This window comes from Corynebacterium antarcticum (assembly GCF_016595285.2).
Lineage (GTDB): Bacteria > Actinomycetota > Actinomycetes > Mycobacteriales > Mycobacteriaceae > Corynebacterium > Corynebacterium antarcticum.
Genome location: NZ_JAENIP020000003.1, coordinates 268,369 through 288,956 on the forward strand (window position 1 = coordinate 268,369; position 20,588 = coordinate 288,956).

14 protein-coding genes and 4 pseudogenes are annotated in these 20,588 nt (G+C 64.9%); 16 read left to right on the top strand and 2 right to left on the bottom strand.

What is annotated here, in order from left to right:
* Window positions 1-170 precede the first annotated feature (170 nt).
* From JIM95_RS08575 to JIM95_RS08585, 3 genes are read left to right on the top strand one after another with little or no spacing between them, the layout of a single operon-like run.
* A complete protein-coding gene (locus tag JIM95_RS08575) occupies window positions 171-1,754 on the top strand; it encodes a carboxylesterase/lipase family protein (protein ID WP_200260069.1) in 1,584 nt (527 codons plus the stop codon).
* Between the two features lie 37 nt (window positions 1,755-1,791).
* Window positions 1,792-2,616, top strand: a complete 825-nt coding sequence (locus JIM95_RS08580; RefSeq protein WP_200260072.1) for a (2Fe-2S)-binding protein — start codon at window positions 1,792-1,794, stop codon at window positions 2,614-2,616.
* Between the two features lie 4 nt (window positions 2,617-2,620).
* Complete coding sequence (locus JIM95_RS08585; protein WP_200260075.1) at window positions 2,621-3,610, top strand: DNA primase; 990 nt, start codon at window positions 2,621-2,623, stop codon at window positions 3,608-3,610.
* Between the two features lie 27 nt (window positions 3,611-3,637).
* Here JIM95_RS08585 and JIM95_RS08590 read toward each other — a convergent pair whose 3' ends face one another.
* Window positions 3,638-4,207, bottom strand: a complete 570-nt coding sequence (locus JIM95_RS08590; protein ID WP_200260078.1) for a hypothetical protein — start codon at window positions 4,205-4,207, stop codon at window positions 3,638-3,640.
* A gap of 134 nt (window positions 4,208-4,341) precedes the next feature.
* Here JIM95_RS08590 and JIM95_RS08595 point away from each other — a divergent pair, with 134 nt between their 5' ends.
* The 13 genes and pseudogenes from JIM95_RS08595 (at window position 4,342) to JIM95_RS08650 (ending at window position 19,338) form a co-directional block, all read left to right on the top strand.
* The gene (locus JIM95_RS08595) at window positions 4,342-5,574 is read left to right on the top strand and encodes an MFS transporter (protein WP_234034717.1); all 1,233 of its coding nucleotides are present in this window, start codon (window positions 4,342-4,344) and stop codon (window positions 5,572-5,574) included.
* 609 nt (window positions 5,575-6,183) lie between these two features.
* On the top strand, window positions 6,184-6,801 hold the full coding sequence (locus JIM95_RS11495; protein ID WP_323373339.1) for a hydantoinase/oxoprolinase N-terminal domain-containing protein: 618 nt from the start codon (window positions 6,184-6,186) through the stop codon (window positions 6,799-6,801).
* The gene (locus JIM95_RS11500) at window positions 6,801-7,616 is read left to right on the top strand and encodes a hydantoinase/oxoprolinase family protein (RefSeq protein WP_323373341.1); all 816 of its coding nucleotides are present in this window, start codon (window positions 6,801-6,803) and stop codon (window positions 7,614-7,616) included. Before JIM95_RS11495 ends, JIM95_RS11500 begins: the two co-directional genes overlap by 1 nt.
* A gap of 60 nt (window positions 7,617-7,676) precedes the next feature.
* On the top strand, window positions 7,677-8,093 hold the full coding sequence (locus JIM95_RS11505; protein WP_323373219.1) for a hypothetical protein: 417 nt from the start codon (window positions 7,677-7,679) through the stop codon (window positions 8,091-8,093).
* Window positions 8,094-8,125: 32 nt separating this feature from the next.
* A complete protein-coding gene (locus JIM95_RS08605) occupies window positions 8,126-8,560 on the top strand; it encodes an acetone carboxylase subunit gamma (protein ID WP_200260084.1) in 435 nt (144 codons plus the stop codon).
* A gap of 28 nt (window positions 8,561-8,588) precedes the next feature.
* Window positions 8,589-10,714, top strand: a pseudogene (locus JIM95_RS11585) (hydantoinase/oxoprolinase family protein).
* 25 nt (window positions 10,715-10,739) lie between these two features.
* Window positions 10,740-13,057 (top strand): annotated as a pseudogene (locus JIM95_RS08620) (hydantoinase B/oxoprolinase family protein).
* 93 nt (window positions 13,058-13,150) lie between these two features.
* Window positions 13,151-13,954: a hypothetical protein gene (locus JIM95_RS08625; RefSeq protein ID WP_200260087.1), complete on the top strand. Its 804-nt coding sequence runs from the start codon at window positions 13,151-13,153 to the stop codon at window positions 13,952-13,954.
* A gap of 76 nt (window positions 13,955-14,030) precedes the next feature.
* On the top strand, window positions 14,031-14,759 hold the full coding sequence (locus JIM95_RS08630) for a CoA transferase subunit A (protein ID WP_323373340.1): 729 nt from the start codon (window positions 14,031-14,033) through the stop codon (window positions 14,757-14,759).
* Window positions 14,760-14,765: 6 nt separating this feature from the next.
* Window positions 14,766-15,456 (top strand): annotated as a pseudogene (locus JIM95_RS08635) (3-oxoacid CoA-transferase subunit B).
* Window positions 15,453-16,634, top strand: a pseudogene (locus tag JIM95_RS08640) (acetyl-CoA C-acetyltransferase). The pseudogenes JIM95_RS08635 and JIM95_RS08640 overlap by 4 nt, the downstream one beginning before the upstream one ends.
* A 184-nt stretch (window positions 16,635-16,818) precedes the next feature.
* Complete coding sequence (locus JIM95_RS08645; RefSeq protein WP_200260177.1) at window positions 16,819-17,256, top strand: very short patch repair endonuclease; 438 nt, start codon at window positions 16,819-16,821, stop codon at window positions 17,254-17,256.
* Between the two features lie 93 nt (window positions 17,257-17,349).
* Window positions 17,350-19,338: a DNA cytosine methyltransferase gene (locus JIM95_RS08650; RefSeq protein WP_248702956.1), complete on the top strand. Its 1,989-nt coding sequence runs from the start codon at window positions 17,350-17,352 to the stop codon at window positions 19,336-19,338.
* Here JIM95_RS08650 and JIM95_RS08655 read toward each other — a convergent pair.
* Window positions 19,335-20,585, bottom strand: a complete 1,251-nt coding sequence (locus JIM95_RS08655; protein ID WP_234034682.1) for an ATP-binding protein — start codon at window positions 20,583-20,585, stop codon at window positions 19,335-19,337. The two genes, JIM95_RS08650 and JIM95_RS08655, sit on opposite strands and share 4 nt — an antisense overlap.
* Window positions 20,586-20,588 lie beyond the last annotated feature (3 nt).

Below are 20,588 nucleotides of genomic sequence, written 5' to 3' on the forward strand. Positions count from 1 at the left end.
GCACCGGTGGTGCGGTGCAACGCCGGCGGCCCCAACGGACCGGTGACCGGCCTCCGTGCGGGAGAGACGGTCGTTCCCCGGTGGGTTCCCGCGGCGTCACGCTGCGGTGGAACCACCTGCCGGGGCTCGGATTCCCCGGTGCCGCGCGGGGGTCACTACGGTGTAGGGCAATGGACGATATCACAGTCACCACAGCGGGCCTCATCCGTGGAACACTCGTCTCCGGCATCCGGACCTGGCGTGGTGTGCCCTACGGTGCCGACACCTCCGGTCCGAACCGCTGGCGCGCACCCTCGGCACCCGAACCGTGGCGAGGCGTGCGGGACTGCAGCGAATTCGGCACCGTCGCGCCCCAGCCCGTGTACTCCTACAAGGATTCGGTCCGCGGCGGTGAAGACTGCCTCAACCTCGACATCGTCCGGCCGGACAGCGACGATGACGATCTGCCCGTGGTCGTCTACCTCCACGGCGGATCGTTCATCGTCGGCTCATCGCACGAGACGATGCTCCGGGGCTACAACTTCGTCCGCAATCTCAATGTCGTGTACGTGTCCGTCAACTTCCGCCTCGGTGTACTGGGATACCTTGATCTGCGGAGCCTCGGCGATGACGACTGTGTGGCCAATCCCGCGGTCCGGGACCAACTGCTCGCCCTCCACTGGATCCGCGGCAACATCCGCGCATTCGGAGGTGACCCGGACAACGTCACGCTCATGGGGGAGTCCGCGGGCGGTGCCGCGGTCACCACCCTGATGTGCGTACCGTCCGCCGAGGGCCTGTTCCACAAGGCGATCGCCCAGTCCGCTCCGGCCGCGACACTGCACGCGCCGGTGCAGTCCGAGTACTGGGCTCAGCAGCTCGTCGACGCGATGGCGCTCCCGCTGGGGACCACCTGCGCCGACCTCCGACTCGAATCAGCGGCGGATCTCGTCCGCGCCGGCCAGTCGATGCTGTGGCGGTCCCGGGAGATGCTGCAGCTCAACTCCTGCTACGGCCCCACGGTGGACGGTGAACTGCTCCCGGAGCACCCGCTCGACGCCTTCGCGGCCGGACGGCAGATCAAGGTCCCTTTGCTCATCGGCACCAACAACGACGAGGCCTCGGTGACCAAACTCCTCTATCTCCGGCAGACGGCACGCAGTCGGGCGGCCGCCCGGATGCTCGACGCCTACGACCACTCGAACTCCGCGGTCCTGCTGGACGCGTACAACGGTGCCATCGAGCGGGCGGACTTCGCCCGGATGCTCACCGACGCCGTCTTCTGGGCACCGTCGCTCCGTATCGCCGAGGACCACTCCCGGTACGCGGACACCTGGATGTACCGTTTCGACTATGCGCCGGCCGCACTCCGGTGGATCGGTCTGGGGGCCATGCACTCTTTCGAGTTGACTGCGGTGTTCGCCGCCCACCGGGAATCCCGCACCCACACGCTGACCCGGTTCGGCGGGATCGACGACCTCGGTGTGGTCACCTCCGAGATGCAGGCGTACTGGGGAAACTTCATCCACCACTCGATCCCGGGATCTGGCTGGCCCCGGTACCGGCTCGCGGGCGACACACGCCCCGGACGTGCCACCCGGATCTTCGACTCCGAATCCACCGTCGCCTATGATCCCCGCCCCCATCTCCGGCGCGCCTGGCGCAACTACGACATGAGGGAATGGGGTGCCGGGCGGCCGGACATCCTCGAGATCCGCGGTACCGCGCCGGATGAGGCGCACTCGTCAGCGGAAGCCGGGCAGTCCGGCGGATAGACTCGGGTGCACAGGACCCTGACCGAGGAGGCGACGAATGGATCCCGTGTTCGGACAACTGCTCGCGGAGTATCCCCGTTTCCTGACCGCGCTGGAACCCGCGGAGCACAGTCGTACCGTCACCGTCGACGAGCTCGCGGAGCCGGCGGTCATCGAGCGGGCGGTGGTGGCCGCGAGGGAGATCTTCGGGGTCACCGATGCGAGGCACGCCGGACAGCTGTGGTGGTTCTCCGCGGTGAATTCTCTCGTGGCGCCCGCGGTGACGATGATGGTCGAGTACGACCGGGTACCGGATCTCGACGTCACGACCGGGCGGCTCTTCCTCCGCGACCCGGCGGACCGGTGCGATGACCCGGGTGCGGGCTACTGGGTCGGATTCACCCCCGGAGAATTCGCCGGGGGTTCCGGGGCGGCGCACCATGCCGCCGGGGAAGGATTCGCGAGGTCTGTCCGACCGGTGGTCGCCGAGCTGTCCCGCGTCGCGGGCATCAGGCCCGCCCCGCTCTGGGCGGTGGCCGCGGACGGCCTGGCACAGGCCGCCGTCGAGGCCGGCAACGGGGCCTTCGACCCCTACCTCGGCGTACGGGTCGCGCTGCGCCTCGTCTCCGGGTTGGCGGTGGCTGTGCCGGAGGGGGCAGCGGTTCCCGCCCCACGGTTCCTCGATATCGCGGGCGGTGCGGTCACCCCGACGGACATGGACGCCGTGGCGGCCGAAGAGGAACCCGACGAGGTGCACACCGTCGTCAAGCGGGCATCGTGCTGCATGATCTACCGCTCACCGACCTCCGGAAAATGCCTGTCCTGCCCCCGGCAGGACCCGGCCGACCGTGAGCGGAAGCTGATCGCCGCACTCGACTCCTAGTGTGGTGCCGACCGGCACCGTGGAGGACCGGGCGGGGATCGCCACCGCGCCGGGCGTCACGGCACTAGGCTGTCAGGTGTCCCGGTGCCTGCACCTGGATGAGGGTGCCGGATACGCCGAGTTCCCCGCCAACTCACCGACACGACCGCCAGTCACCGGAAGGGTGCACCACGACATGAGTTTCTATGAGGATCTTGCCGCTGCCCTGGATGCCGAGGGCATCGAATCACGCGTCAACGACGACACCCTGTTCGTTCCCATCTCGTCGGGGGTCGAGATCCAGTTCGACGTGACCAATGAGCTGCTCCCGGCGGCGAACATATACATCGCCGCGGCTCCCGACACCGGCGACGGTGAGGTGATCCCGGACGCCGACGAGGAGGAGTTCGAGGCGGTGCTGGTTTCAGCGGTCTTCTCCGTCGATGCGGCCGTGGATGCGGTTCTCGATCACATGGCGACCGACGCGATCGTGGATCTGGTCGATGAGTTGGTCACGGATCCCGACGGCCGGTTCGGGGACCTCCAGTTCACGGCCGTCGAGGGGGAACCGATCACGGTCCGTTCCCCGGCGGCCGACAATTCCGAGCTCGACATCGTGATAGACATCGTGGACGGGGAGCCGACGGCCACCGTCACCCTCACCACATTCGATCCGGATCTCGAATCACTCCTGGACGATCAGCTCAATGGTGTGGACTCGCCGGTGGATGACGAGGTGATCGAGGAACTCATCGCGTGTTTCCTCGCGGAGGGACTGATTCTCCCGGAGCAGACCATGGGGCTCGGGACCTACACCGACTTCAGCCGACTGCTGACGGTGATGCCGTTCATCGCCGAGCACGTCGCCGAGTGGGAGGGGGACCTCACCAACACCGCTGACGGCTACGACGCCCTCTTCGGTGATCTCGGCGAGAACTGGTCCGTCGAGGAGGACGGGGATGACCTCGAGGACTTCGACCTGGACGGCGACGAAGACGACGGTCAGAACCGCTAGCCACGCTCCCGCGGCGTGGCCGGGGGCTCACGCCGCATAGGGGTGTCCGTCGAAGAGCTGATCCGGCGCGGGAATCGGCAGGAACGACCGCTCGACGAGCCAGCAGAAGGTGGGGGCCGGCTCGTCCGTCAATTCGAACACACAGTCCCCGCTCCCCGGACCCGCGATGGCGGCCGCCCAGGCCTCGGCCAGCGCCGGTTCGATCCGTACCCCGGTCGGGGTGGTCAGGCGCAGCGTGACCAGATACGCGGGGGACCGGTGCACCCCCTCCGCGAGCAGCCGTACGCGGACCGCTTCCCCCACGAGATACCGCTGCAGCGTGACCTTCATGCGGGGATGATCCCCGAATCCGGGTATCAGAGCGGACGGCGGGCGCCATGTGGCGGACGGACGTGCGAGGGAACGGGGATGGCGCATCATCGAGTGCACCGCCGCCAGTTCTGAGGCGAATCGGGTGCGTACCGCCCGGCCCGGTGATTCGATCGTCGGCACCGGGGACGGCCCGGTCCGGCCTTCATTCCGGGCGTCCGTGAGGAGTACCCCGGGAACAGTGGAGGGGTGGTGGGAGATGGCGCTCGTCTTCTTCGTGGTGAACATGATCCGAATGTACGGCCTGAGGGGGCACCATCCCCGGGGTGATAGAACATGTGTTCGATGCATCCGTACGGTGATCCGTCCCGTCATCGGGAGGGCCCGACTGTGTCACCGCCGGCGTGCGGGGTTAGCCTGAACTGGTGGCTCGAGACAAGAAGGACCGGCAGCCGGTGAGGACACCCATCCCGCAGGAGATCTGGGTACTGGTCTCGGCGGCATTCGTGATCGCGGTGGGATTCGGGCTCATCGCCCCGATCCTCCCGCAGTTCGCCCGGAGCTTCGGGGTGTCCATGGCCGCCGCGGGCCTGGTTGTCTCCGTCTTCGCCGGGTCCAGGCTCTTCTTCGCCCCGGTGTCGGGAAGGCTCGTCGACCTCATCGGATCACGCCGGGTCTACCTCACCGGCCTCATCACCGTCGCGGTGACCACCGGCCTGATCGCCTTCGCGCAGGAGTACTGGCACATCGTCGCGCTCAGGGCCGTCGGAGGCATCGGTTCGACGATGTTCACCGTTTCGGCCATGGGGCTGATCGTCAGGATCTCCCCGCCGGAGATCCGCGGACGCTCTTCCTCGGTGTACGCCACCGCCTTTCTCACCGGCTCGATCATCGGACCAGTGGTCGGGGCGGCCCTGTCGGTCCTGGGGACGCGGATCCCGTTCCTCATCTACGGCGCCGCGCTGTTTCTCGCGTCCTTCATCGTGTGGTGGAAGCTCAGCGCCGCGAAGATCTACGGGTACGACCATGACTCGTCCGCTCCTCCCATGCGGTTCGCCGAGGCGATCCGGGACTCGGCCTACCGCAGTGCCCTGATCGGCGGGTTCGCCAACGGATGGGCGAACCTCGGTGTCCGGGTGGCACTGCTGCCCCTGTTCGCCGCGGCCGCATTCCACACCGGTGGGGCAGTGGCGGGAATCGCCCTGGCGGCCTTCGCGGTGGGCAACGCCTCCGCGCTCCAGGTCTCGGGGCGTCTCGCCGACAGGATCGGCCGGAAGCCGCTGATCATCACGGGACTCGTCGTCAACGGACTGTTCACGGCGGCGATCGGCATGACATCGTTGCCGTGGACGCTGCTGGCGGTGTCCGTCGGTGCGGGGGCCGGCGCGGGGTTGTTCCTCCCGTCGCAGCAGGCGACGCTGGCGGACATCATCGGTAACCACCGGTCGGGCGGGAAGGTCCTCGCGAACTTCCAGATGGCGCAGGATCTCGGGGCGATCACGGGACCCGTCATCGTCGGGGCACTGGCGGATGCGTTCGGGTACCGCGTGGCGTTCGCCGCGTGTGGAGCGGTGAGCCTGCTGGCGGCGACGGCATGGTTCCGGGGCAGGGAAACCCTGGAGGATCGGCGGCCCGTCAGGCCCGTCCGGACCTGACGGTCGACCGTCGGGTACCGGTGCCTGTCCCGTCTGAATCCGGTTCCTGATTCCGTCCGGTTTTTCCGGGGGAAAGTTCGAATGTGCCGGTCGAATTTCATCTGTTCACTGAGACTCCGTAATTCCGGTAAAAGTGGCCTTTTTCCCTCGTGAATTCATTGACGTTGATATGTCCCCCTCTTTTTCGGGACAGTTTCAAGCCGGGTGTACTATTGGGGACATTATTCATTTTGGTCAGTTCTTTTCGATATTTGTGGATCAAATCTAGTTTCGTCCAATCGGATACCGCGGCCGCTCCAGGGGTCCGGTTCGGAGGTTCGGTCGGCGTCCGTCAGGCGCTCCCGCATCTCTCCTGCGGTGGTCTCTCCGTCGAAGTGCCAGCTCAGCGCGTGTTCTGACGAGTGTGTGGGGAGGGTTTTTTCCCGCGGGGTCCGATGGGGGCCGTTTCGGAGACGGGGTGGTGACCGTTGAAATTGCCCCCTTTCCACCCCGTGAATTCGTGTGACCTGTCTCACCAAGCGATTTAATGGGTGTTACAGTTTTGGTACCAGTAAAACCTAGGTTCCTGGAACGCCGCGGCCTTCGTTAAAGGGCGCGTGAGGAGGACACATGAAACACCTCATTAACATCGATAACGGTGGAACCCTGACCGATGTCTGTGTATGGGACGGGGATCAGTTTTCATTCACGAAGACACTGACCACGCCATTCGACCTGTCAGAGTGCCTGTTCGAGGGGATCGCCAAGGCGTCCGCGAACCTGTACGACGAGCGGGATCTCATCCGCCTGCTCCACGAGGCCGACCACATCCGCTACTCCACGACCCAGGGGACCAACGTCCTCGTCGAACGCAAGGGCCCTTCCATCGGGTTGCTCGTCGAGGACCCCTCAGTGATCGACGCCATGCAGTCGGACGACGACCACTCCACACTCTTCGCCGACCTGATCGGCACCCGGGTCGAGACGTTCAACCTGTCTGACGACGAGCTCGAATTCAGCCTCGTCCAGACCGTCAACAAACTCACCACCGACGGTGCCGCACGGCTCGTGGTCGTCGGAAGCGACACGGAGTCGGAGCGAACCGTCAGGAATCTGCTCCTCCGCAACTTCCCCCGTCAGCTGCTCGGTTCCGTACCGGTCCTGTGCAGCTGGGAGTTCGTCGACGACGCCAATGATGCGCGCCGTGCATGGTCATCCGTGGTCAACACCTTCCTGCCCCCCCCGTGATGGAACGATTCCTGCACCAGGCGCAGTCGCGGCTCCGGGAGAACAAGGTGACCAACCCCCTCCTCGTCTACCGGAACGATGGAGCGTCCTCGCGCGTCTCGAAGTCGGTCGCACTACGAACCTACTCATCCGGGCCACGCGGAGGACTCGAAGGTACGGCAGCCCTCGCCCGGAGTTACAACCTCGACCACGTCCTGATGATGGACGTCGGTGGCACCACCACGGATGTCGGCGTCGTCGACGGGTGCACCATCGACACGCAACATCGCGGCCAGGTCGGCGAAGCCACGATCTCATTCCCGATGTCGAGCGTGCACAGCTCCGGAGTCGGAGGAAGCTCGATCATCAGCGTCCGTGACGGGAAGATCGTCATCGGCCCGCGTTCCGTCGGCGCCGCCCCGGGACCGGCCTGTTTCGGCCTGGGTGGCAAGGATGCCACGATCACCGACGTCAAGGTCCTGCTCGGAATCCTCGATCCCGGGACCTACCTCAACGGGCAGATGCACCTCGACGCCACCCGGAGCCGCGCGGTCATCACCTCGACGATCGCGGAACCCCTGGGCATCAGTCTCGAAGAGGCCCTGCTCCGGATGGAGGACGCGTACCTCGAGACCATGGCGGAGACCTTCCGTGACCTGTTGAGACCCGACACGACACTCGCCGCATTCGGTGGAGCGGGACCGATGAGCGCCTGCGGTGCCGCCGAGAAGGCCGGAGTCAAACGCGTGCTGATCCCGCGGATGGCCGCCGTGTTCTCCGCCTTCGGCATCTCGTTCTCCGACATCGGGAAGACCTACGAGATCAGCGTCTCCTAGAACGGCCCCGAGGGGCTGCAGCGGAACCACGACGACCTGCTGCACCGCGCCGAGCGTGACATGTTCCAGGAGGGGTACACCCTCGATGAGTGCCAGACGAAGTGGACCATCGAGGAACACGACGAGAACGGGGAGGTCGTCTCGAGCCGTCCCTACGAGCACGGTGAGGAAGTCGCCGACTCCGGCCACGGGCTCATGCTCTGTCTCGACGTGAAGAAGGTGCTCCCGCACGCCAGCCTCGAGGTCGACGACAGCGTGGACACGTCTGCGGCCACCTCGACCGGCACCCGGACCATCCGCGTCAGTGCCGATGAGACCCGGGATCTCCCGGTCTACGTCCTGGAGGACCAGGTCCCCGGAGCCACGGCGGCCGGACCGGCGATCCTCGAAGGCCCGTTCTTCACCGCACGGGTCACCCCGGGCTGGGAATTCACCGTCACCAGCAACGGCGATCTCATCATCACCGACGAACGCTGATCCACCTTCACCCGAGACCTAAAGGAACCACTGTGCGAGTCCCCATGACCGAGTACCTGCTCATCGATCTCGACACCGAACGATGGATGTGCCGCAGCTGCGGCCACGACATCGGTGACGCGAACGACAACTACAAGCCGGGCTGCCTGGTGTACGACCGTGACCCGACCGAGATCCACCAGCCGATCATCGATCCCGAACGGTACGAGTACACCTTCTCCCCGGACCCCGAATACTGCCGGATCCTCGAGTTCTACTGCCCCGGTTGCGCGACCCAGCTCGAGACCGAGTACGTCCCGCCGGGACACCCTCCGACCCGCGACATCGTCATCGACGTCGCCGCCCTGCGCAAGCAGTGGGAGGAGAGAGGCGTCGACGCGGAGGAAGTGTTCAACTACGGCCCCGGCGAAGACGCCCAGAAGTACACGGCAGAACTCAAGAAGAAAGCCGCCGACTCACAGCGATGAGTTGCGAAAACGAAAACAGGAGACATCCATGAAACGCATCTCCGTCGACATTGGCGGCACATTCACCGACTGCTTCTTCGTGTGGGACGACACCTACATCGAAGCGAAGGCACTGACTACACACCACAACCTGGCTCTGGGCTTCAACGAGGCACTCGACCTGGCCTGTGAGCGCGCCGGGTTGGACCGCGGGACGGCCCTGTCCGGAGTGGACTCGGTACGGTACGCGACCACGCTGGGTACCAACGCGCTCATCGAGCGCAAGGGCCCGAGGGTCGGAGCGATCGTCACCCACGGCTTCCAGGACACGATCCCGTTGTCCCGTGGCCGGGGCTACGGCGAGGGCCTCGACTACTCCATGCAGCAGAACATGCCCGCCGCCGAGCGGCCCGAACCCCTCGTACCGCGTGCCCTGATCCGCTCGGTCAAGGAACGCATCAACTCCGCGGGTGAGGTAGTCGCCTCACTGCGGGAGGAGGACGTCCGGAACGTCGTCCGGGAACTGATGGACGCAGGTGCGGAGGCCATCGTCGTCTCCCTGACCAACGCCACCGAGAACCCCGTCCACGAGCTCAAGATTCAGGAGATCCTCCTGGAGGAATACCCCTCCCACGAACTCGGGACCGTCCCGGTACTCCTCGGACACCAGGTATCCGGACGAAAGGGTGAGTACGTCCGCGCGACGTCCACCATCGTCGACGCCTTCCTCCACGAGATCATGTTCCACGCGCTGAGCCAGCTGTCGAACAACCTCCGTGAATCCGGCTACACCAAGCCGATGCTGGTCAACCACAACTCGGGTGGAATGGCCCAGATGAACTCGACGGACGCCCTGCAGACCATCCACTCCGGGCCGATCGCCGGCGTCGGCGCCGCGGAGCACCTCGCGAACTCCACAGACATCGGCAGCGTCATCAGCACCGACATGGGCGGAACGCCTTCGACATCGGTCTGGTACCGGAGGGCGGTGTGAAGCACTACGACTTCATGCCCACCATCGACCGGTGGTTGGTCAGTGTCCCCATGGTCCACCTCGACACCCTCGGTGCCGGTGGCGGATCCATCGCCAGCTACGACCGCATCCACCAGTCCGTGAAGATCGGCCCCGAGTCCGCGGGCTCCAATCCGGGACCGGCCTGCTACGACCGTGGCGGCCTCAAACCGACGGTCACCGACGCCGACCTGCTTCTCGGCTATCTCGACCCGGACAACTACGCCAACGGTTACATCAAGCTGAATCCCAAGCGTTCGACGTTCGCCATCGAGGAGACCCTCTGCGATGAGATGGACATGGATGTCCTGGACATCGCGAAGCTCATCAAGAACTCCGTCGATGAGCAGATGGCTATCGGCATCGGCAAGGAACTGCGCGTGCGCGGCTACCTGCCCGAGGACTTCACGATGCTCGCCTACGGCGGCAACGGACCGCTCCACGCCTGCGGCATCGCGCGCCACGTCGGCATCACCCGCGTGCTCGTTCCTCCGTTCAGCTCCGTGTTCTCCGCCTGTGGCGCGGGAAACATGCAGCAGCTCCACTTCCACGAGCGGGGCACCCACATCACGATGTACAACGCAACCACCCGGGCGCTCGACGACGACTACGACGCTTTCAACGAGATCGTCGAGGATCTCGAGGCCCGCGGACGCGAGGACCTGCGCCGTCAGGGATTCGACGCCGAGGACGTCAGGTACCGCCTCGAACTCGACATGCGCTACGGGAACCAGCTCCTCACGCAGGCGGTGACGCTGGACATCAACAGGATGAACGGGGTCGGCGACGTCCTGCAGATGATCAAGACCTTCGGCGACGTCTACAGTCACCGCTTCGGTTCCAACTGTGCCGCCCCGGAGGCGGGTATCCGCGTGAATACCGTTCGCGTCGCCTCCTACGTCGAAGGCGACACCGTCAACTTCGACTCGCTCACGGAGAGAGCCGAGAGGACCGTTCCCGAGGCCGTGGGTCAGCATCGCGTCCACTTCGTCGAGGTCGACGGGGCCATTGACACTCCGGTGTACAACCAGGACGCCCTGACCGCCGATGCGGTCATCCCGGGTCCGGCGATCGTCACCACGGAGAACACCACATTCCTGGTCGAACCCGGATGGCACCTGGAACCCACTGAACAGGGCGCCGTATGGCTCCTGCAGGACTGATGAACGACATCACGAGGAGATTGCAATGACCACAGTCGACAAAGACACGACAACGTCCACCCCAGCCAAGGAACTCACCGCACAGGAACAGGAGTGGGTCGACGCCTTCATGGACGAGACCACCCTGTTCCTCGGGCCCGACCCGGAGATCATGCGGAGCCACAGCATCGCCGAACGTACCGAGTACGAGGACGAGTGCATCGCCAAGGGCATCGACCGCATCCAGGTCGAGCGCATCCGCAAGCGCATCTCCGGCGCCCTCGACGAGGGTTACGAGATGTGCGAGGCCCAGGGCGCCGCCCCGGGAGCGAAGTGGGGTGACCTGACCACCGCGATCTACACCGCGGAAGGGGACGTGTCCTACCTCTCCTGCCACGGGGTCATCGCCTTCTCGGCGATCCTCCACCACCCGATCCGGTACATCATGAAGTACTGGAAGGACGAGCCCACGGTGGGCATCCATCCCGGTGACGCCTTCATCCACAATGACGCCCGCTACGGCAACGTGCACAACACCGATCAGTCGATGATCATGCCGATCATCCGCGACGGGGAGATCATCGCCTGGGTCGCCGCCACGATCCATGAGGGTGAGAACGGCGCCTGCGAGCCCGGCGGAATGCCCTCCGGATCCGAGCCCCCCTTCGACGACGGTCTGCGGATGAGCCCGTTCAAGATCGTCGAGAAGGGGCATCTCCGCAGGGACCTGCTGACCTTCCTCCAGCACTCCGTCCGGGACCCGAAGCTCCAGCTCGCCGACCTCAAGGTCAAGATCGCCGCGGTCAACCGGATCATGGACCGCATCAACACCCTCATCGACGAGGTCGGGGTCGAGACCTTCGTGGCCGCGATCCGGATCACCATCGAGGACGTCGACGCCGAGGTGCACCGCCGCATCGGCGAGCTGCCGGACGGGACCTACTCCTTCAACCAGTTCATGGACTCCACCCTCAAGGGGAACATCCTGATCAAGATGGCGTGCAAGATCACCGTCAAGGGTGATCAGATGACGGTGGACCTGAGGGGATCCGGACCGGAGATCCTCAACCGGGCGATGAACTCGCCACTGTGTTCCGTGAAGTCGATGATGATGCAGGCGATCCTCGCGTTCTGGTGGCCGGACCTGCCCCGGTGCACCTCGGCGATGAGCTGCATCGAGATCATCTCCGACGAGGGAACCTGGTCGGACGCATCCTACGACGCGCCGATGGGACAGTCCCTCCAGGCATCCTTCCGGGGCTTCTCCTGCATGCAGGCGCTCTACGGCAAGATGCAGTTCTCACGCCACGCAAGTACTCGAACGTTGTGGCGAACTGGTACAACCAGATCAACACGTTCCTCTGGGGTGGGGAAACCCAGCACGGCGACCAGGTCGGCAACCTCTGCGCGGACCTCAACGGTATGCCGGGTGGAGCCAAGCCCTTCCGTGACGGTGAGGATTCCGTCTCCCCGCTCTTCTGCGCCATGGCGGACACCGCCGAGCAGGAGATCATGGAGGAGGAGGTCCCCTTCATGCAGCTCGTGTCGAAGCGTCTGATCAAGGACAACATGGGCTTCGGCAAGTTCACCGGAGGAATGGGCTACGAGATGATCGTGGCCTCCGAGGGAACCCCGCACTGGGGCTTCATGACGGTGACCTCCGGGTCGAAGTTCAGCTCCATCTACGGAATGTTCGGTGGCTACGGCTGCGGCGCCTACCCGCTCTCGATGGTCAAGGGAGTCAACACCTACGACAGTTTCCGCAGGGACTCGCGCACCTTCGATCTCTCCATCGAGAAGGTCATGAGCGAGCGCCCCTTCGAGGGGGCCAGGTACATGACCTCCCACATGAGCCTGCAGTTCGACGTGGCCAAGGACGGCGAGCTGTACATGATCGCCCAGGGCGCCGGCGGCGGCTACGGTGACCCGATCGAGCGCGACCCCGAGTCCGTCGTCCATGACGCGGAACTCGGGCGCATCTCCCCGAAGGTCGCCCACGACATCTTCTGTGTCGCCTACGACGAGGAGCACTTCCGCCTCGACGCGGCGGAGACGAAGCGCCTGAGGGAGGCACGCCGCAGGGAACGACTCTCCCAGGGCAAGCCCTACGCCGAGTTCATCGAGGAATTCGTCACCGATGAGCCGCCGGAGGATCTGCTCTACTACGGCAACTGGGGCGACGACACCGAGGAGCTCACCGGGACGGTGTTCACCGTCAACGGCCGGGAGCGCGTCACCGGCAGGCCCGGTGAACTGCCGATCGTCATGATCCCGGACCGCCGCGAGCTGAAGATCGATGCTCTCCAGGCCCGGATCACCGAACTCGAGGAGAAGCACGGCGAGATGGTCTCCAAGAAGAGCTGACCCGTTTCCACGCAACCCTGGGGCGACCCGACCGCCGCCCCAGGGAATCACCATCTCCACACCCGACACAGCCCCAGTGGCAAGGAGCATCCCATGACCCCGACATCCCTCACCGATCTCATCACCAACCCACCCTCGGATCGTGGCACCGCGGTGTTCCTCGATCACGTCCCCTTCGGCGAACGGGTCATCGTGCACGGCGAGCTTCCCTACCTCGACGCCCCAGCCACCGCCAGCTACTACGGTCAGGCACAGGGGATGCTGAAATCGGACGCCACGGTCGTCGACTTCGGGGCACTCTACGGCGCGGCACTGGCGTCGAACCCCGATCTCGTCGCGGCGATGGGCGCGCGCTCGCGGACCGGATACGCCCTGCGGACGATGCTCGCCGATGACACTCCCGCCACCGCGGCCGGTCGAATCCTCACGGCGACGAGCCACACCAGCCGGGTACCCTTCCTGCTCCGCATGCCGTCTCCACTCATCTGGCTCGCATGGGCGGCCGAGAGCACCGGAAACGCCGACTTCAGCTCGATCACCGGCGACCACGCCGAATCCGCCGCGATGTACGTCGCCGACTGGCTGCGCCGCTTCGTGGACGCGCCCGTCACCGGGCTCCTCCTCGACGGGCGCCGCTCCGGGGCCTGCACGGAACTCCCTCCCGAGGACATCACCGCCTACCAGCCCGTGATCAACGTCGCGGAACACATCGGATGGTCCGTGATGCTGCAGACGGAGAACGGTGTCGAGGTCGCGGGAAAGGACGTCCGCGGAGCCACCATCGAACCGGGGTACTGGCTGGGGTCGGGGACCGTGCCGGAGGCTGATTTCCTCGTCACACAGATTCCGGCCGAAGCGGAGCCGGAGACCGTCCTCGAACGTCTCGAAGCCCTCTGAGCGCAGATTCCAGACATCCACGATCCGGGTGTGCCTCCGGTCCCGGCCGGGAACCCACAAATCTGAGGAGCAGCACGTGAGCAAGCTACACACCGACACCATGGAACTGGTGTCGGGACTGATCAGGGACGGTATGTCCATCGCCGTAGGTGGCTTCGGACTGTCCGGTAGCCCCTACGACCTCATTGAGGCGGTCCACGCCTCGGGGGCCAGGGACCTCACGATCGTCTCCAACGACATGAGCATCGACGGCCTCGGCCTCGGCCTGCTCCTGGAGTCCCGGCAGGTGAAACGGGTTCTGGCCTCCTACGTCGGCGAGAACAAGGCGTTCTCCGACCAGTACCTCTCCGGCGAGTTGGAGCTGGAGTTCGTCCCCCAGGGGTCTCTCGCCGAGAGGCTACGTGCCGCCGGGGCGGGAATACCCGCGTTCTTCACCCCCACCGGCTACGGGACGATCATCGCCGAGGGAAAGGAGGTGCGCGAGATCGAGGGCCGCCACTACATACTCGAACACGCGATCAAGACGGATCTCGCCCTCGTCCACGCCGCCAGGGCGGACCTCAACGGCAACCTCGTCTACAACCGCACCGCGCGGAACTTCAACCCGGTGTGCGCCATGGCCGGACGTACAACGGTCTCCGAGGCGGAGCAGATCGTGGATCTCGGTGAACTCGACCCTGACTTCATCCACACACCGGGGGTCTACGTCCAGCATCTAGTCTCCGCCGCGCCCCGGACCAAACCCATCGAACGGGTGACCACCCGACCACGGCCCGACCGGCCTGACGCGGGGAAAGGAAACTGAGCCGACATGGCCTGGACACGAGAAGAAATGGCGGCCATCGCCGCAGCCGAGATCAACGACGGCGACTACGTCAACCGGCGACTACGTCAACCTGGGGATCGGGATCCCCACGATGATCGCCAACCAGCTACCTGGCGGCGTGAATATCATCCTCCAGTCGGAGAACGGGATCCTCGGTATGGGGCCCTTCCCGTACGAGGGGGACGAGGACCCGGATCTCATCAACGCCGGAAAGCAGACCGTCACCCTGAACAAGGGAGCGGTGGTGTTCGACTCGGCGGAGAGCTTCGCCATGATCCGGGGCGGGAACCTCAAACTCGCGGTGCTCGGTGCCATGGAGGTCTCCGAGAAAGGGGATCTCGCGAACTGGATCATCCCCGGGGTCATGGTCAAGGGGATGGGTGGAGCCATGGACCTCGTGGCCGGCGCCCCCAGGATCATCGTCCTCACCGACCACGTCGACAAGAAGGGACGCCCCAAGTTGAAGCGGGAATGCTCCCTGCCGCTCACCGGGACACAGGTCGTCGACAGAGTCATCACGGACCCCGCGGTGTTCGACATCACCGAACGTGAAGGAATGGTCCTCCGGGAACTCGCGCCGGGCGTCAGCCTCGCGGAGATCGAGGAAGCCACCGAAGCAGCATTCACCGTCATCGACGACGGTGGAGCGACCCCAATCGAAGGAGAGACACCATGAAACGCGAGGCCGTCATCGTGGGCGCCGCCCGCACACCGCAGGGGAAACTGCTCGGGACGCTGAAGGACGTCTCCGCGGTTGAGCTCGGGGGAACCGCCATCAGAGCCGCCGTTGAACGGACAGGGGTGAATCCGGGACACATCGACCAGGTCATCATGGGACAGACGATCTAGGCCTGCTCCGGCCAGGTTCCGGCACGTCAGGCCGCGATCAACGCCGGGATTCCCCTCAGCGCGTTCGCGGACACCCTGAACAAGGCCTGCCTGTCCGGCATTGAGGCGGTCCCGCAGGCCGCGCGAATCATCCGGTGCGGTGAGGCGGAGGTCGTGGCCGCCGGTGGACAGGAATCCATGACGCGTGCACCACATCTGCTCACCGCGGCACGTTCCGGAACCGCACTGGGGCCGACCACCGCGCAGGACGCGATGCTGTTCGACGGACTCCGGGACTCGTACACCGGGGAGACCATGGGCGCTCTGACGGAGAAAGGCAACGGGGACCGCGGCATCACCCGTGAACAGCAGGACGCCATCGCGGAGCTCAGCAACCGCCGTGCCCACGAGGCGCAGAAGGAGGGACGGTTCCGCGACGAGATCGCCCCGGTGACCGTTCCGCAACGGAAGGGTGAACCCCTGGTCGTGGACACCGATGAGGGTATCCGGCCGGACACAACCCTGGAGAGCCTCGGGAAACTCCGCCCGGCGTTCGCCCGTGAAGGGACGATCACCGCGGGCAACTCCTCCCAGATCTCGGACGGTGCAGCGGCACTCGTTGTGGTCAGCCGCGGTTACGCGGAACAGCACGGACTGCACGTGCTCGCCACGATCGAGGGCTCGGGAAGCACCGGGGGCCGGACCACCATCTCCATTCCAAGCCCGCCGACGCCCTGAAGAAGGCCCTGGCGGGCAGCAGGGTACGGCTCGAGGACGTCGACTTCATCGAGATCAACGAGGCCTTCGCCGCCGTGGTCGTGCAATCCCTGCGCGACCTGGACCTAGACATGGGTAGGTGCAATCCCAACGGAGGCGCGATCGCTCTGGGACACCCGCTCGGTGCCTCCGGCGCGCGTCCTGGTGACCGCGGTGTACGAACTCATCAGGCGGGGCAACGGAACCGCCGCGGTGAGCCTCTGCGGTGCGGGTGGTCAGGGCCAGGCGATGGTGATCAGCCGGTACTGACCGACTCCACCCCTTCACGGGCACATCCGGAGTCGGTGGTGGAGTGGCCGTCGGGCCCAACCCCCGTATCGCTGTGAGGGCTGTGGCAGGCTGTTTCAACGGGCCCCGGAGAGGATCGGGGCGACCGGTCCTGGTGCGTCATGCCATCGTGACCGGAAGAATGTCGGAGCATCGGGAGATCGACATGGAGAGTCCGGGGAAACGGCGCCCGAACCATGGACGTCCTCTTCCACTCAACGAGACCGTGACACGGCAGATGAAGAAGATGCCACGTCGGGGGAGCGGACCGGAGCTGAGTCTCCGGAGGGAACTCTTCCGACGGGGTCTGCGGTTCCGTGTCAACGTCGGTGGACTTCCGGGCAGCCCTGACATAGTGTTCACCGCCGCCCGGATAGCGGTGTTCGTGGACGGTTGCTTCTGGCACGGATGCCCGATCCACGCGACCTCGCCGAAGAACAACCGCCGGTGGTGGGAGGAGAAGATCGCCGCGAACCGGGAACGTGACAGGAGGAAGGATCTCGAGCTGGAACGGCTCGGGTGGACGTCCCTCCACTACTGGGAACACGACGACACCGAGGAAATCGCAGACGAGATCGAATGGCTGTGGAGACAACTGAGATAGATCCCCGGCCCGGAATTCACGGCGGACACCGTCGTTCCGATCGTGGGTGGGGCGATTGCGGGCTGTGCCATGGGGGAGACTAGATTTCTAGGGGTGTCCTCAACAGATCCGTACGCCGTCAAGCAGATTCGTGGCCCGCTTCTGAAGCTGCCCGAGCACTCCGACCACTGCACGACGGAAGAGGAACTCCGGGACTACTGTCGTCGCCGTCGTTCGGAGGGAGCTGTGCTCGGCGCCGACCTGTTCTCCGGTGCGGGGGGACTGAGTCTCGGTCTCATGGAGGCGGGCATCGAGGTCGTCTTCGGGGTCGACCACTACTCCTATGCGGTCGAGACACACTCGGCCTACTTTCCCGGAATGTCGGTGGAATGGGACCTGTCGACCCCGCAGTCGGTGGAACGGGTCGCCGATCTCATGACGGAATGCGGCATCGAGGTCCTCGCCGGTGGACCTCCGTGTCAACCCTTCTCGAAGGCGGGAAGGTCCGGAATCCGAAGCCTGGTCGAGAAAGGACTCCGGGATCCGCGTGACACCAGACGTGACCTCTGGAGAGCCTATCTGGAGGTCGTTCAACTGGCACGTCCGAGGGCTGTCATCATGGAGAATGTCCCGGACATGGCCCTGGACAAGGAGATGTTCATTCTCAGGAGCATGATCGAGGAACTCGAGATGCTCGGATACGCCGTGGAGGAGCGGGTCGTCGACGCATGGAGATACGGCGTACCTCAGTTCCGGCAGCGACTCATCCTCGTCGCACTGAGAGACGGGGTGAAGTACGAGTGGCCGGAGGAACGGAAGACCAAGGTCACAGTGTGGAATACCATCGGTGACATGCCGGAGGTCGAAGGCGGATGGCGTCCGGAAGCGGGGGCGGAGGGATGGATCCGGTACCCGGGACCCGTGACCGAAACCCAGCGCTATCTGAGACGCCGCGTCAGTGAAGAGGACCGGCACAAACTCTACGATCACATCACGCGCCCTGTGCGGGACGACGACCGGATCGCCTTCGAGATGATGACGTCGGACACCAAGTACTCGGATCTCCCCGACCATCTCCGCAGGTACCGCAGCGACATCTTCGACGACAAGTACAAGAGACTGGATGAGGACGATCTGTCGCGGACCATCACCGCCCACATCGCCAAGGACGGCTACAGCTTCATCCACCCACGACAGTCGCGGACACTCACAGTGCGCGAAGCAGCCCGAATCCAGACCTTCCCGGATGACTTCAGGTTCAGCGGACCACCGAGTGCAGCGTTCCGGCAGATCGGCAATGCCGTTCCTGTCCGGCTCGGGGAAGCCGTCGGTCGAGCTGTGATGGATTCCCTCCGCAGGGGAGAGAAGAAACCCATCGGGGCGCGCGCAACCGCGAGGCATCTCGCCGAGTGGTACCGGGGGCTCGATGACCGTGATCTCATGTATCCGTGGGCCAGGTCGGGCTCCCGTTTCCGTGCCGTCGTCGCCGAGATCCTCACCGAACGCGCGGCGCCGGCTACGGTCCGGTCGGTCTGGCAGGGCATCAGCTCTCTTCCGGACGTGGAGCCGGGGTTCACGGTTCCCGAGAAAACCCGGGAGGCGATCCGGTTCCTGGTCGGCCCCAACTACGGGAAACGGCTGGAACGTGTCGAGCGTTTGTTCGTCGAGATGGACCGTGAACCGGAAGCACTCTGGGCCCCCCACATCTCACGTTCTGCGTTGCCGTCCCTGACTCCCGCACTCATCGACTTTCTCGAGCTCGCGATCCCGGTCGCGGATGAATCAGGTGAGTTCTGCGGAGAACCCGTGATCGCCGGACGGGGTATCCTCCGGATAACCAGTTGTTTCCTGGACCGTGACACGGAATCACGGAACCGGAACAGCTCCGGTCGTCTCAGCGTCGCCCAGATGCTCGGAATGAACGTCCACTCGCGTGAGGCGCATCTCGCACTCTTCGAGATCGCCCGCTCCAGGTGCACACCGAATTCACCGGAGTGTGGACTGTGCCCAGACCTTAAGGGAACACCGTGTGTGGGAGGTCACACCGGTAAAGAGGTGCAGAGGTCTCTGTCGTTGAGTGGGGAGGGTTTTCTCCGCGGTTAGAGGCCGAGCTGCTCCGCGAGTTCGGGTGACTCCTCGCGGAGCAGCCGGATCATGGACTTGAGTGCGTCAACGTTGCCGGTACGGACCGCCGCGGAACGAAGTGCCGTACCCAGAACCTCAGCGGATTCACTCTGCCCTCCGAATCCGGTGCGACGGTTCGGTGCGCCACCGGATTGCGCAGTGAGCGCCTCCCGGGTCTTCCTTCTGTAGGTGTGGTCCGCCTCGATGCAGAGTTCGTTGATCGGTCGTGCGAGCATCTTGCGGACCTGGTGCGGAATCGTGACCTTCATCTTGGCGACGTTGATGTTGAACGCGGCGTCGAGATCGGTGTCGAAATCGAGCGAGGCTCTGGCGAGCTTCGTGTGTTCGTCGCTGGTCCGGATACCGGCCCACCCTCCCCACTGGACCAGCCGGTTGGCGCGGTAGATGTACATCCCCTGTTGCTTCGCCCACTTCTGTGGCCCGGACGCGTTCTCGAACGCTTCGGGAGTACTGAAATCGGATCTCGGGGGAAGAAGATAACGGTTGAGGGTGACGATGCCGCTGTCGTGGCGGTGCTCGACCTCGAAGGAATCCGTTCCGATGCAGCGGGTCCCCGCCTCTTCCCGGGCAAAAGGATCCCACGGTGTGAGGGACTCACCGTTGACGGTGATGGCGAGGATCTCCGGACGTTCGCCCGACAGGAATCGGTGGAACACCATCGAGAGATGTCGACTCAGCTTCGGTACCAGGTTCTCGACACGTTTCCGCGCCCAGCCGTTCTCCTTGTTCCTGTGTGGGAGAATACGGTCCAATCTGCGCCACGTCACCACCGTTCCGTAGCCCTTGCGGAGGAGCCTTCTCGCCTCCAGTGTCTCCTCTTCATCCCTCGTATCCAGGACGACCCAACTGTCGGTGTCCTGGATGAAGTCGAGGTCCAGGGTTCTCGCGGCGTGGGTGTCCGATGTACGGGTCATGGACACGACCTCGAGGCGCCTGCACTGGGAGATGGAGGCTGTTTTCAGCCCGAGACCGTATCTCCCCAGGTCCCCGGATCCGTACACACGGTCGGACCCGAAGCGCATCGCCTCGTCGATGCCGATGTCATCCATCCCTGAACCGTCGTCGACGATGCGGACGAACGACTCCCATCCGGAAAAAGTGATCTGGATGTCGACGCGAGTCGCTCCCGCTGTGATGCTGTTGTCCACCAGGTCGGCCACGGCAGACTCGAAGCTGTAGCCGATGTCCCGTAGCGAACCTGTCAAACG